The sequence below is a fragment of the Methanomicrobia archaeon genome (assembly GCA_011049045.1).
In the GTDB taxonomy this organism is placed as follows: domain Archaea; phylum Halobacteriota; class Syntropharchaeia; order Alkanophagales; family Methanospirareceae; genus JACGMN01.
Genome location: DSCO01000033.1, coordinates 1 through 14,172 on the forward strand (window position 1 = coordinate 1; position 14,172 = coordinate 14,172).

Here is a 14,172-nt window from a genome sequence, read left to right on the forward strand (position 1 = left end):
AAAAAGCATCATTTTAAAAGATAAGTTTGTGCTGAAAGAAGGCAATTAGGAGAGAGCAGATGGATAAGGAAGAGCATAGAAAATTTTTGGAAGATTTGGAGTGGAAGAGGAAACATCACTCGGAATTGCTGGAGAAGTATCCAGACATGTGGGTGGCTATTGTGGATAAGAAAGTCGTATCTGCAGGTAAGGACTTGGGAAAGGTGGAGAGTGAAGCGGAAAAGAAGACGGGTATAGAGCGAAAAAAAATACCGGTATCATTTGTTGAAAGCGGAGCCCATATCTATGATCAGATTATTCTTTGAATCGTTTACGGATAAAGAGATTGAAGAAAGAGTTGGAGAAGACTATGAGATTATTCGACTTACATCTCATATCCGATTCCGAACACCAACTGGGTGGTCAAAGATATATGACGCAATAGTTGATACCGGTGCTCATACCCCTGTTATTCCTTTTAACATTTGGAATGACTTAGATATAGACGTGATGGCAAATTATGAGCTCAAAGGTTTGAATCCAAGACGAGAGTGTGCCATACCTTCAATCATCGGTAAAGTTGTTTGTATTTTGTTGGATGACCAGGGAAATCAAAGTGAAGAAATTGAGACCACTTCATTTCTGGCATATACGGATAAAGTTCCGCTTATTGTAGAGTTCAAAAACGTGCTTCCTAAGTTTAAGGTCTGCTTTAATTATGCAAATGGAGATGCTTACTTAATGGAGGAAAACGAATGGAAGATCGATTGAAAGCACTTGAAATCGCCATGGAACGTGAACGGGAAGCCAAAGCGTTTTATTTGGACGCACGTGAGAAGATTACCAACGCCTACGCACAAGATATGTTTCACTCGTTCGCAAAAGAGGAAGAGAAGCATCTGGAAAAGGTCAAGGAAGTGTACAAAAAGCTCAAAAAAGAGCTGAAATGGCCAAGACTGATAACCTCTATCGGTGATGTGGTGAAGACCAAAGCGGTTTTCCCGAGAGAGCTGGAAGAGCTGACTATGACCAAACAGGATGTTGAGGTGAGTTTGGGCATCATAAAACTAGGCTTGGAACGGGAGGAACAAAGCATTAAATTTTATCACGAGCTGGCAGAGAAAGCCACCGATCCTTTTGAAAATCGGTTCTTTATCGCGCTTGAACATGAGGAGCGCGGCCATTATCTCACGCTCTGGGACTACCGCGAGTACCTTGAGGATCCTGAAGGCTGGTTCGCCATGAAAGAGGGCTTCCGGCTGGATGCCGGGTAATCGTTCGTGATCGATGGTCACCCTTTTCGGTATCTCTGGCAGCCCCCGCAGGGCGGCAACCGCGTGGATCATCCAGGAAGCGCTCCGGTACGCCGAGGCGAACTGGCATGCGGAAACGCGGTATTTCTCGGTCCGTGGCAAACAGATCAATTTCTGCATCCACTGTGACCACTGTATTCGCAAAGGGAGCTGCGTGCACGAGGATGCGATGCAGCAGGTTTACGAAGGCTTCGCGTGGGCGGACGCGGTACTCATAGGTACGCCGGTGTATCAGGGCACGCTCAGCGGTCAGACGAAGGTCGTACTCGATCGTATGCGCGCATTCGCAGCAGGCAACCCGCACGGACTCCGTAACAAAGTGGGCGCGGCGGTTGCTGACGGCGGTGATCGTATCGGTGGTCAGGAGATCGCGATCCGTGCCATTACCGACTTTTACGTCATCAACGAGATGCTACCCGCGGGTGGCGGTGCGTTCGGTGCCAACCTCGGTGCGACCTTCTGGTCCCGGGACAAGGGTGCGGAGGGTGTTGCAGCAGATGAGGACGGTCTGAGGAGTCTTCATAAGACCGTCAATCGGCTCATGACCGTTTGCCAACTGATCAAGGAGGGCGGGCCGCGCGTATGAGGGAGCACGTCCGTATCGCCTGGGGTATCACCGGCTCGGGCGACAAGATCATCGAGACGGTCGAGCTCATGGAGCGCCTCACCCGTGAGCACAACCTTGAGGTGCACGTGTATCTCTCGAAAGAGGGTAAGGTGGTCTTGCAGTTTTATAAGCTCTTGACCGCGGTGCAGGAGCGATTTTCGAAGGTGAGTCTCGAAAAGGGGCCGAATGCACCCTTCCTCTCCGGTAAGCTCCAGTTAGGCATCTACGATTTCGTGTTAATCGCGCCCGCAACGGCAAATACCGTGGCCAAGATCGCCTACGGCATCGCGGATTCGCTCATCACCAATTCCGCGGCACAGGCGGTCAAAGCGTATGTTCCCGTCTACATCTTCCCGGTGGACCAGAAAGAGGGCGAGATCGTCACGAAGCTACCCGACGGCCGGGATCTGAAGTTGCGTATGCGGAAAGCGGACGTAGAGAACGTGGAGCGACTCCGGCGCATGGAAGGGATCTACGTCCTGGAGCGTGTCGAAGCGATCGAGGACGTGGTGAAGAAGTTCATGACGATGCGAACAGCCTAACGTAACGAGCACAGGTTTCTACGGTACGGTCTCCGCTGCTCGATTCACTTTTGAATCAGTTGGTCATTATGGTATGCGAACTTATTTTTAGGGTGTGGTAAAAGTGGTAGGTTTTATATAGTCCGGCAAAGAACGTCATGAGAAGTAGCGCACGGAAATACAGCACGGCGATCGATGACTCATCGCGTTAAGCGGTTTTGTGTGATGCTCAGTGCCGATTCACTGATGGCGCTTTTTACCAGATCCCACCTGCAAGGACAGAAGGGAGTAGCTACGGTATGGGAAGAGTGAGGTAACAGATGGTAACAAAAGAGTTAGAAGTGTTGCTGAAAGAGGAGCGGGTTTTTAGACCCTCCGCCGAGATGGTCGAGCGGAGCAACATCACGAAATGGATGGCCGAGCACGAAATCGGGAGCTACGAGGAGTTGCTCGACAAAGCACAGGATATAGACTGGTACTGGAGCGAGGTGGCGAAGGAGCTCGATTGGTACAAGCCGTGGAGTAAGGTGCTCGATGATCGCGAGGCGCCGTTCTACAAGTGGTTCATTGACGGTAAGATGAATATCGTCTATAACGCCCTTGACCGGCATATGGTGACCGGAAACAAGAATAAGGTCGCGTATATCTGGGAGGGCGAGGACGGCGAGGTAAAGAAATTGACGTACCGTGATCTTTACAACGAGGTGAATCGCTTTGCGAACGGCTTAAAGGACCTTGGCGTGGGGCGGGGTGATCGGGTAGCGATCTATCTGCCGATGATCCCGGAGTTGCCGATGGCGATGCTCGCCTGCGCGAAGGTTGGCGCGATCCACTCGGTCGTCTTCTCAGGGTTCAGTGCGAAGGCGTTGCGGGATCGAATCAACGATTGTAAAGCAAAGGTGCTGATCACCGCGGATGGGTTCTACCGTAAGGGCAGCGTGATTAATGCCAAGGAGAGCGCGGACGAAGCGCTGCTGGATGCGCCCACGATCAAGAACATGGTGGTGGTCAATCGCATGCATTTGGAGGACTTAACCATGGTCGAGGATCGCGATATCTACTGGAGTGAGCTCATCGAGGGTGAATCCAAGCATGCGAAGACCGAGGAGATGGACGCAGAGGACATCCTGTATATTCTGTACACCTCGGGGACGACGGGAAAGCCCAAGGGGATCGTGCACATCCATGGAGGCTATGCCGTCGGTATCTATGGCACCCTCAAGTACGTCTTCGACCTGAAGGACGAGGACATCTGGTGGTGCGCCGCTGATGTTGGCTGGGTGACCGGTCATTCGTACATTGTCTACGCGCCGTTGATGCTCGGGGTGACCTCGTTCATGTACGAGGGCGCGCCGGCCTTCCCGCACGGTAACCGGTGGTGGGAGATGATCGAGCGTCACGGCATTACCGTGGTTTATACCGCGCCCACCGCGATCAGAGCCCATATGCGGCTCGGCGATGAATGGCCGAAGAAGAACAATCTCAACGGGCTCCGTTTACTGGGGAGCGTGGGAGAGCCGATAAACCCCGAGGCGTGGATGTGGTACTATAATCTCATCGGTAACGAGCGGTGCCAGATAATGGACACCTGGTGGCAGACGGAGACCGGCATGTTCATGATCTCACCGCTGCCGATAACGCCGCTGAAGCCCGGCTCGGCAACGCGGCCACTGCCCGGCATTGCCGCTGACATCTACAATGAGGACGGCGCATCGGTGACCAACAAGGGCGGGCATCTGGTGATCACGAAGCCGTGGCCCGCGATGCTCCGAACGCTCTACGGCGATCCGGACCGGTATATTAGCGTCTACTGGAGCAGGTTCCCGGGCGTGTATCTGGCCGGGGACGTTGCCCGTAAGGATGAGGATGGCTACTTCTGGATCCAGGGGCGGTCAGACGACGTCGTGAACGTCTCAGGGCACCGGATCGGAACGGCGGAGATCGAATCCTCGCTCGTCAGTCACCAGGCGGTCGCCGAGGCCGCGGCTGTGGGCATCCCGCACGAATTGAAGGGCGAGTCGGTGCGCGTATACACAATCCTGAAGAAGGGCGCGTCACCATCACCCGCGTTGAAGGATGAGTTGCGGAAATGGGTCCGTGCAGAGATCGGCCCGATCGCCGTGCCTGACGAGATCTACTTCGTGGAGGATCTGCCGAAGACCAGGAGTGGGAAGATCATGCGACGGGTGATCAAGGCGAAAGCACGCGGAGAGCCGGTGGGCGACATCTCGACGCTTGCCAACCCGGAAGCTGTCGAGGAACTGGACAGGGCGCAATAAGTAAGCCAGCCCGTCCTTTTATCTTTTTTTGAACACTGACTGACTCCGCCCATAGCGCGTGAGCCACGCATTAGCCGGACCGCGATGGGCGGAATTTACATCCGCATAGGTGCTATCGGAATTCGTGGTGGGGGGACGCGTATATGCGCTTAGGTAAGCGATCTCGAGTGCTGAACGGGCTGAAGGCGCGATACCCGGAGAAATTTGCGCCCGAGGATCGGATCTTCGGACAGATCACCCGTGGTGCGCGCATCTTCATTGGCACGGGCTGTGGTGAGCCACAGTACCTCGTGGGTGCGCTCATTCGGTACGCCGAATCGCACCCGACAGCGATCTTCGATGCGGAGGTCTTTCACGTCTGGACACTCGGGGTCGCGCCCTATACGGACGAGAAATTCCGGCAGAATTTCCGCCATAATTCCTTCTTCATCGGCAACAATACCCGTGAGGCGATCAACCGAGGTCTGGCGGATTACACGCCGATTTTCCTCTCTGAAGTGCCTGATCTCTTCGCACGCCGGATCGTGCCGGTAGATGTCGCGCTCGTGCAGACCTCGCCACCGGATGAGCACGGCTACATGAGCTTCGGTGTCAGTGTGGATATCGTGAAGGCCGCGACCGAGAAGGCGGAATTGGTGATCGCGCAGGTCAATTCCTACATGCCCCGGGTGCATGGCGATAGCTTCATTCATATTGATAACATCGATTTTGTGGTCCCGCACGACGAGCCGTTGCTGGAATACACCGCGGAGCCTGAGGGTGGTGTCGCGCAGCGGCTTGGTGAATACGTTGCGCGGCTCATTCAGAACGGCGATACGATTCAGGTGGGTTATGGCAGCATTCCCAACGCGATTCTCGCGAATCTACAGGAGAAGCAGCATCTGGGTGTGCACACTGAGCTGATCAGTGACGGACTCGTGGATTTGATGAAGCGCGGCGTGATCGACAATAGCAAGAAGACGCTGAACCGCGGTAAGGCGGTTGCCACCTTCTGCATGGGCCGAAAGAAGACCTACGCGTACATTCACGATAATCCCGCGATCGAGTTCCGCACGATCGATTACACGAACAATCCACTGATCATTGCGCAGCACGAGAAGATGACCGCGATCAATACCGCGCTTGAGATCGATCTCACCGGTCAGGCGACGGCGGAATCGCTGGGCAAGCGATTTTATAGTGGCATTGGTGGGCAGGCAGACTTTATGCGTGGTGCCGTGCTGGCGAAGCACGGTAAGGCGATTCTTGCGATACCCGCAACCGCCGAAGGGGGCACCATCTCACGGATCGTGCCCTTCCTCAAGGAGGGCGCGGGTGTGACGCTCAATCGCGGCGATGTGCAGTATGTCGTCACCGAATACGGGATCGCGTACCTGCACGGCAAGAACATCCGGGAGCGTGCTATGGAATTGATCGCGGTGGCACATCCTCAGTTCCAGCCGTGGCTCATCGAGGAAGCGCGCAAGCTCAATTTGATCTATAGCGATCAGGCGTTCATACCGGGCGTGCGCGGCGAGTACCCGGCGGAGCTGGAGACCTATCGAAGGACGAAGACCGGTCTGGACCTGAAGCTGCGACCGGTGAAGATAAGCGACGAGCCGCTCCTGAAAGACTTCTTCTATGCGCTCTCTGACGATAGCCTCTATCAGCGGTTCTTCATCACGCGACGGGCCATCCATCATGACCGGCTTCAGGAGTTCGCGGTCATTGATTACACGACGCAGATGGTGATCCTTGCAGTGCTCGAGGAGGACGGTAAGGAAGAGATCGTGGGTCTGGGGCAATACGCCGTGGATGAAGCGACGCATACCGCTGATGTCGGGTTCGCCGTACGGGACGAGTATCAGAACCGGGGGATCGGCTCTGAGTTGCTCAGGTATTTGACGATCCTGGCGAAGCGGAAAGGGTTGCTCGGATTCACCGCGCAGGTGCTGCTCGATAACCCTGTGATGATGCATGTCTTTGAGCGGGCAGGGTTTGATATTGAGAAGAGCGGTGCGGAAGGGGTATACGATCTGAAGATGCTATTTCGGAAGCAGTGATACGCACGGTCGAGCTCGTCGTGATGGGCAAAGACGGTATAGGTAGGTAGTCATGAGCGTATCCCGTGATCTGAGGTCGGGTAAGGGCCGGCTGTACGCGCCTCCCTGATCGGTTCTACGTGATACGAGCGTGCTGCTCGGCTCGTACCGGTTGAGAAAACCTAAAGAGTTACAAGCAGGATTTATATCTATCAGTTCTTGCGATCCACGGGGGTGGGTAAAAGACAATGAGCATCTTCAAGGCATATGATATCAGGGGCGTTTATCCGACGGAGATCGATGAGCGGGTGGCATTTCGGATCGGTGCGGCGTTTGGGACACGCTATCCAGGCACGATCGCGGTGGGCTGTGATACGCGGTTGAGCGGTCCGCAGTTGAAAGCGGACTTCATCGCAGGGCTCTGCTCTACAGGCGCCGATGCGGTGGATCTCGGTATTGTGACCACGCCCGTTCTGGCCTTTGCGGTGCAGCATCTCGGCTGTGACGGTGGGGTGAACGTCACCGCATCGCACAACCCGAAGGAGTACAATGGCTTCAAGCTCTTCGACGGTACCGCACTGCCGATCAGCTACGAATCGGGCATCGAGCAGGTGCAGCGGATTGCGGAGCGCGGTAACTTCCGGCAGGGTGATGGTGTGGCTTCTACGGTCGCGATCACCGAGCCGTATATCCGGTTCATCAGCAGCCTGGTGCGGTTGAGTGCGCCGTTAGAGATCGTTATTGACGGATCAAACGGTGCGGCAAGCTTGTACGCGCCCGAGGCGTGCAGACGGGCGGGTCTGCGGGTCCACGAACTGAACTGCACACCGGACGGTACGTTCCCGGGGCACGAGCCTGATCCGTCGAAGCCCGCTAATCTGCTCGATGCCGAGCGGAGCGTGCGAGCGCGAGCTGCGGATCTGGGCTTTGTCTTCGACGGCGACGGCGATCGGGTAACTGTGATCGATGAGACGGGCACCGCGATAGAATCGCGCCGGATCTTCTCGCTCCTGGCGCGGCAGGTACTGGTGACCAACCCCGGGGCGACGATCGTCCATGACGCGCTCATGTCGCAGATGGCTATCGAAACGATAGAGCGGTATGGCGGTCAGGCAATTCCCTGCCGGGTCGGTCATACGTATATCGCGCAGAAGATGCGAGCTGAGTCAGCGGCACTTGCAGGCGAGCTCTCCGGTCACTATTATTTTAAAGAGACGTTCTTTGCCGATGATGCGATCCGCGCGAGCCTCAAGGTGGCTGAGATCGTGGCGGCAGCGGGTCGTGGTGTTGCGGAGCTCGTTCGCGAGTTCCCGGACTATCACACGGAGAACGTCCGGGTCACGGTGAAGGATTCGGAGAAGTTCGCGTTTGTAACGAGCCTGCAGGAGGACCTGGCTCGTGAAGGCTACGCCCTGGACACGCTCGACGGCGTTAAGGTCATCTTCGAGTCCGGGTGGGCGCTTTTCCGCGCCTCGAACACGGAGCCGAAGATCTCGATCGCTTACGAGTCGAAGGACGAGGGTGAATTTACTATGATACGGGACTTTGTACATTCTGTTGTTGAGCGGGTGCCACAGGAGTAATTAATGAAGGGTGTTATACTGGCCGCTGGTCGGGGCGAGCGCTTACGGCCACTGACGGATCGTAAGCCGAAGTCGCTGCTCCCTGTTTGTAACAAGCCACTGATCGAGTACCAGCTCGAGCTCCTGCGTGCGCATGGCGTTGATGAGATAGCGGTGGTTGTGGGCTACTTAAAGGAGCAGCTCCAGCTGCCGGATCTCACCGTTTACGAGGATCGCGCGATTTCAGGCACGGCGACAGCGCTCCAGGCCGCGGCGGATTTTATCGATGAGGATTTCATCCTGCTCTATGGCGATCTCTTCGTTGACAGTCCCACCATCTCAGCGCTCGTGGAAACCCGGAATGCGCTAGCCGTTGTTACGGTGCCGGATGTCTCGCGGTATGGTGCAGTCACCTTTGACGGTGGGCGGTTACGCGGGCTACGGGAGAAGACCGGCTCAGGCCCGGGCTACATCAATGCCGGCATGTATCATCTCGAGCCCGGTATTCTGGACGTTCTGGAGCAGATTGAGAAAAGCGCGCGCGGTGAATACGAGCTGACCGACGCGCTCATGGAGCTGAACGCGCGCGAGCCGGTAACGGCTGTGCCCCTGCAGGGCTACTGGAACGATATCGGGTTCCCGTGGGACTATCTCGACGCGAACCGGCACATGCTCGCGAAGATCGGCTTTGCGGTCGGTGAGAATGTGGAGATCTGGGATTCGGCCACGATCCGGAAGCCTGCGGTCATCGGAAGCGACAGCACGATCAAGAATTGCGTTATTGACCGCTCGATCGTGGGGGCGGACTGCGTGGTTGGTGAGTTCTCGATCGTGAAACGGAGCATTATACTGCCGCATTCCAATGCGCCGCACCTGAACTACGTTGCGGATTCCGTGATCGCGGAAGGCTGCAATTTGGGTGCCGGGACCAAGATCGCGAATCTCCGGTTCGACGACCGCACCGTGAAGATGAGCATCAAGGGCTCACGGGTGGATTCAGGGCGGCGCAAATTGGGGGCGATCATCGGCTATGATGTCAAAACCGGGATAAACGTCTCGATCTATCCGGGCGTCAAGATCAGCAGCGGCAGCTGGATCGAGGCGGCGACACTGGTACGACAGGACGTATGACTGCACGGCGAGGCCGCGTGCAGCGAACTCTTTTTTGTATTCGGGGGATAGTTATAGTGATTTCACGGTAGCTTGTTATGACTGAAGGGGGACGGAGCATGGTAGAGGGCATACGCGACCGCATTCCGGCAGATCTCGCTCTGGTGATCCTCTGGACGCTGATCTGCATCCCGTTCGTGCTCGTTCCGCCGCTTAACGAGACACCCGTGCGTATACTCCTGGGACTGCCGTTCGTGCTCTTCCTCCCGGGCTATGCGCTCATCGCGCTCCTGTTCCCGCGAAAGGACGACCTGGACGGTATCGAGCGCGTGGCACTCAGCTTCGGGCTCAGTATCGCGGTGGTCCCGCTGACGGGCTTGGCGCTGAATTATACGCCGTTTGGGATCCGCCTATCACCCGTGCTCTTCAGTCTCTCAGTGCTCACCATTGCGCTTGCGATCGGCGCGATTCTGAGGCGTGCGACCCTACCCGTGGCCGATCGTTTTGTCGTTGAGTTCAGCGCGGCATTCAGGGCGCTCAGGGACTCGTTCGCCGCCAGCGAGTCGCGGCTCGACCGGATCTTAACGGTCATCCTGATCATCGCGATCGTCGTCGCCATTGGGATGGTGGTCTACGTGATCGTGACGCCGAAGCAGGGCGAGAAGTTCACGGAATTTTATATCCTCGGGCCTGGCGGCAAAGCCGCGGAATATCCGACAAAGGTACAGAAGGGCGAAGAAGGACTGGTGATCATCGGCGTCGTGAACCATGAATACGCTCCCGTCACCTACGAGCTGACGGTCCAGCTGGCTGGGATCTTCACGGGCGGTGAGATCCTGACCCTCGGCCATAACGAGACCTGGGAGCGCCCCTTTACGTTCCGGCCGACGCAGGTGGGCGAGGCGCAGAAGCTGGAATTCCTGCTGTTTCGAGCGGGTCAGAACGAGACAGAGCCGTATCGCTCACTGCATCTCTGGGTTGATGTCACGAACGATTCGGGTGGGTAGTCTCAGCCAAGCCAAGTTAAGTTAAGCCGAGCCAGCACAGAGCACCTACGAGCGCCGTCGTTGCCGCAGCCCGAGCAGGCAATAACTGATACTAACGGCCAGCAGCGTCCCGGCGATACCGAACGCGGGAATAGCCGTTTTCGCGGGTTCTGAGGGCTCAGGTTCGCCTGCGCTTGTTATCACGAGGCTGCCTGCTGCCACCACATAATCGTGCTGTTCCGCTAAGGAGGTTCCGTTGACATCGACGAGCTCGTTCACTTCCAGCCCCAGCGTGGACTGCTCGCCGTTTTTCCCGGCCGCTTTTAGCTGCAGCTGAGCGAAGATAACCCCGCCGGTGAGCCCGTGCGTACCGGTTTGAGAGCCGGTCATCTGTACGGTACCGCTCTCGATGTTCGCGGTGAACTCCTCAAAGTCGCTGGTTCCCGCGCTGAGTACGCTCACCACCGCGGGATCATAGGTAAGGGTGATGCGAGCAGAGCGGAGCCCCGCGTCACCGATGTCCTCTATCCTGATCGTGGCGGTAACGACCTCGCCGCTCACCACGGTGAGATGCTCGATACGAACGGTGATGATCCCCGGCGCAGGCGATGGTGAAGGCAGCGGTGACGGCGAGGTACTCGGTGCAGGTGTGACGGTTGCGGACGGTGAAGGTGCAGGTGTTGGGGTAATAACAGGTGTGGCTCCCGCATCATCGGTGGGTGCCGGTGTGGGTGTGGGCGTAGGTGTGGGTGTGGGTGCCGGTGTGGGCGTAGGTGTGGGCGTTACACCGAGATAGACGGTTTTTTGTATGCTGCCTGCGCTAATCACGAATTCGCCTTCGGGAATACCCCCGGTATCAATCGCAAGCGAGAAGTCACCGGTTGCATTCGCGGTGACTTTTATATCAGACCGCGTATTCAGGATCACCGCGGTTGCGCCGTCGAGAGCATCACCATCTACCTGGACGTCTCTTTTACCGGATACATCGATCTCATCGCCGCTTATCGTTATTGGGAGCGACATAGAGATCGTGGCAGTGCCATCAACGGCATCTTTAGGGCCATCAAGGGGGTATTTAAGCGGCGGCAGTAAGGGAAACAGCCAGAGGGATATTCTGATATTCTGCACATGCTCGGCAGTCATCGCGAATCGCTTCTCACCCGCGGGGAAGTATATATTTTTGAACTTGCGGGAATACGTGCCACCAGAAACGGGCAACGAGATCTCAAATGATGAACGTAACCACACGACTTCACCCGGAGATGCCTTGCCCGAAATGGTGATGGTATCCCCGGGTCGGGCGATTGCAGGGCTTACCGTCAAGTCCGTTACGCTCGCACGGGCGCCCGGTAGGACCAGTATGCTCACGAGCATCAGTAACAGCGCTAACCACGTGATACCTTCTTTGTAGCCTCTGCCCATAGCAACCAACCACCACTTACCTACTAACTCTGAGTGTTCGTGCCGATCAACGAAAGTGCGGGAATCCAGTCATAATAGACCGTACCCGATGCAGTAACGAACTCGGTACAGGTTATGACACCTCCGGTCGCGTTGAAGGACCGTGCATGGATGATCTGCGGATACGATCCGGTATGTATCGTGTAATGGTACGTTTCGTTTGCGTAGAGCGAGAACGAGCGGTTGAAGGCGAGGGTCTGCCAGTCGCCGACGTAACCGTCCCAGTACGCTTCTGCAATTGCGGTACCGTTCGGGTAGGTGAATGCAGCATACTCACTATGACCGCCGGTGCCCGGGCAGGGGTAGGTGTAGAGTGAAGAGACGGTGACCGTGGTGGAAGGCGTTATCGAGCCCGTATGGACCCCTGAGACGCTCGGGTACGTGCCGGACCCGGTATCAAACAGAGCGGGTGGCGCGATCACCTGAACGGTCTTCAGGAATCCATCTGCGGAGACCTGATAGTCACCCACCGGGACACCGGTGGTGCTGAGGTTAAGCGCGAAGTGGCCCTCAGAATCGGCGGTAACAGAGATCGACATGGCGGACTCCACGGTAACCGAGGTTGCGCCTGCAACTGCTCTGCCATAAACTAAAACATCCTTCTCACCTGCGATATTAATGGTTACTCCCTCTATTGTCACCGGGAATGAGATAGAAATGGTAGCAACACCGCCGGTAGCTTGTAAGGGCCCCTCAAGAGGATACTCGAATTTTGTGCCAAATATAGGATAGAGCTCCAATCTAATATCTTCTATCCCACTCGCGGTTACTGAGAATGATTTATTACCGGCGGGGAAATAGATATCGTTAAATTCACGGGAATAGGTACCAGCAGAAACAGGTATAGAGAGCACAAACGAGGTGTCCAACCATACCGCTTCATATGGTGCTGCTAGTCCTGATATGGAGAGCTGCTCGCCCTGCACAACAACATCGGGAGTTACCTGCAATTCAATTACTTCCGCGTTTGTACAGGCGATAAAGCTGGAACTCGAAGATACCACTACCAATGCCAGTAGTATCGCCGTTATCTGCAGAGGGATTTCCATAGCATAGTAAAATAAAAATGGAGGGGAGAAGGTTATTTACTTACCCTACCTTCTCCGCCTCAACGTTGCAAATCCTAGAAATACACTCATGATACCGATCAGACCTGTCATTCCAAGGGCGTTGTATACCGGAACTGCAGTTCGTGGCACACAAATTATGGGCGCATCCATCCCCTCGAGGTCACCCTCGGCAATCGCGGTAAAGACGGACTCACTCGTGGTCCCCGGAGGACAACAGTATCGAACTAACCACTCATCTCTGAAGGACCGTAATGCCAGGTATGTCGAGACGTTCATATAGCCCGCTGTTGTCTCGGACGGCAAGCACATATCCAACCTCGAACGCCCGATAACCAGTGAGAAGCACGTACCCGGTTCGAACGATATAGGTAGTCCTGGAACCACTGCGGAATCGCTACCGACCGAATATGCCACATCGACCGTAGGAGCTTGTGGGTCTGTATTATTAGTCGTTATAGCAACGGTACCTACGGGTCCGCTAGCGTCCCAGAATTGAGTACTTACGATCGTTACACCGGATTCAGTGGGTGCTATGAATTCACAGCCACCGGGGATACTGGTGTTCTGCCAGTGCATGTCTGTAGAGCTATTCACCCACACGACAAATAGCGTCTCCTCACATTCACCGGCCACCAGCGTATCTGGTGTAATGGTGAACGAAGTAATCGCGGCATTTGCCAGTGGCGTCAGTCCGATCATCACCACAGCCGCTACGAGCGCTATTTTCACTATTCCTGTTACGTTCTCACGTCCCTTCTTCCCGGCCATCGTTACAAGACCCCCATCACGGTAACGGCAACGATCATCACGAAACAGAACAGCAGCGGATAGATGGCCGCGCTGATATTCCGTGCGAGCAGATTCGCCGTGACACACGCGCCGCCACCTTCTGCCGTGCCGCCGCTTCGCGTGGCCGCGCCTTCTTCGCCATAAGCACTGAGCAGCTCCTTGGCGATGAGCAGCACGATGAGGATACAGACGCCGAGTGCGCCGAAGATGGTCGCGTGCGAAAAGCCGGCAGCTGCCGCGGCCGTCGTGGTCGTGGTAGTTGTCGTGGTCGTGGTAGTTGTTGTTATAGAGCTTAGCATGGTATCACCAAGAAGAGGTACGTACCCAGGGTATATATAAGCTTTTCGGTCAGCAGGGTCTGTCAACAAATTGGGGGTTGAGGTAACCGTCCGAATTTCACCGTCCAGTACGCCATTTTCTGTGCGAGATAGGAGAGTACGCCGCGATTCGTCCTGTAACGCTTCTTCGTGCTCT

At 55.9% G+C, this 14,172-nt stretch carries 14 protein-coding genes; 10 read left to right on the forward strand and 4 right to left on the reverse strand.

Annotated features, from left to right (window positions below; all coding sequences use genetic code 11):
* The first annotated feature begins 59 nt into the window (after positions 1-59).
* The 10 genes from ENN68_04065 to ENN68_04110 all read left to right on the forward strand — a co-directional run bounded on the left by ENN68_04065 (position 60) and on the right by ENN68_04110 (position 10,399).
* Positions 60-305 carry a hypothetical protein gene (locus ENN68_04065; protein ID HDS45257.1) on the forward strand — a complete coding sequence of 82 codons (246 nt, stop codon included), beginning with the start codon at positions 60-62 and terminating at the stop codon, positions 303-305.
* The gene (locus ENN68_04070; GenBank protein ID HDS45258.1) at positions 286-750 is read left to right on the forward strand and encodes a hypothetical protein; all 465 of its coding nucleotides are present in this window, start codon (positions 286-288) and stop codon (positions 748-750) included. Before ENN68_04065 ends, ENN68_04070 begins: the two co-directional genes overlap by 20 nt.
* Positions 735-1,253, forward strand: a complete 519-nt coding sequence (locus ENN68_04075; protein HDS45259.1) for a hypothetical protein — start codon at positions 735-737, stop codon at positions 1,251-1,253. Before ENN68_04070 ends, ENN68_04075 begins: the two co-directional genes overlap by 16 nt.
* A 13-nt stretch (positions 1,254-1,266) precedes the next feature.
* Positions 1,267-1,878 (forward strand): flavodoxin family protein, encoded by a 612-nt coding sequence (locus tag ENN68_04080; GenBank protein ID HDS45260.1) that lies wholly within the window; start codon positions 1,267-1,269, stop codon positions 1,876-1,878.
* Entirely contained in the window at positions 1,875-2,441 is a 567-nt protein-coding gene (gene afpA / locus ENN68_04085; GenBank protein HDS45261.1) for an archaeoflavoprotein AfpA, read from the forward strand. Before ENN68_04080 ends, afpA begins: the two co-directional genes overlap by 4 nt.
* A 299-nt stretch (positions 2,442-2,740) precedes the next feature.
* Positions 2,741-4,699: an acetate--CoA ligase gene (acs, locus tag ENN68_04090; protein HDS45262.1), complete on the forward strand. Its 1,959-nt coding sequence runs from the start codon at positions 2,741-2,743 to the stop codon at positions 4,697-4,699.
* A 143-nt stretch (positions 4,700-4,842) separates the two neighbouring features.
* Positions 4,843-6,741, forward strand: coding sequence for a GNAT family N-acetyltransferase (locus ENN68_04095; protein HDS45263.1), 1,899 nt, complete (start codon positions 4,843-4,845; stop codon positions 6,739-6,741).
* Between the two features lie 227 nt (positions 6,742-6,968).
* Entirely contained in the window at positions 6,969-8,303 is a 1,335-nt protein-coding gene (locus tag ENN68_04100; protein HDS45264.1) for a phosphomannomutase/phosphoglucomutase, read from the forward strand.
* 3 nt (positions 8,304-8,306) lie between these two features.
* Positions 8,307-9,413 carry a hypothetical protein gene (locus ENN68_04105; GenBank protein HDS45265.1) on the forward strand — a complete coding sequence of 369 codons (1,107 nt, stop codon included), beginning with the start codon at positions 8,307-8,309 and terminating at the stop codon, positions 9,411-9,413.
* Positions 9,414-9,511: 98 nt separating this feature from the next.
* Positions 9,512-10,399: a DUF1616 domain-containing protein gene (locus ENN68_04110; GenBank protein ID HDS45266.1), complete on the forward strand. Its 888-nt coding sequence runs from the start codon at positions 9,512-9,514 to the stop codon at positions 10,397-10,399.
* Positions 10,400-10,444: 45 nt separating this feature from the next.
* On the opposite strand, the gene ENN68_04115 is transcribed toward ENN68_04110, so the two are convergent.
* From ENN68_04115 to ENN68_04130, 4 genes are read right to left on the reverse strand one after another with little or no spacing between them, the layout of a single operon-like run.
* Positions 10,445-11,800 (reverse strand): hypothetical protein, encoded by a 1,356-nt coding sequence (locus tag ENN68_04115; GenBank protein HDS45267.1) that lies wholly within the window; start codon positions 11,798-11,800, stop codon positions 10,445-10,447.
* A gap of 23 nt (positions 11,801-11,823) precedes the next feature.
* Positions 11,824-12,888: a hypothetical protein gene (locus tag ENN68_04120; GenBank protein HDS45268.1), complete on the reverse strand. Its 1,065-nt coding sequence runs from the start codon at positions 12,886-12,888 to the stop codon at positions 11,824-11,826.
* A gap of 45 nt (positions 12,889-12,933) precedes the next feature.
* Positions 12,934-13,677, reverse strand: coding sequence for a hypothetical protein (locus tag ENN68_04125; GenBank protein ID HDS45269.1), 744 nt, complete (start codon positions 13,675-13,677; stop codon positions 12,934-12,936).
* A gap of 2 nt (positions 13,678-13,679) precedes the next feature.
* A complete protein-coding gene (locus ENN68_04130) occupies positions 13,680-13,997 on the reverse strand; it encodes a hypothetical protein (GenBank protein HDS45270.1) in 318 nt (105 codons plus the stop codon).
* Between the last annotated feature and the right edge of the window lie 175 nt (positions 13,998-14,172).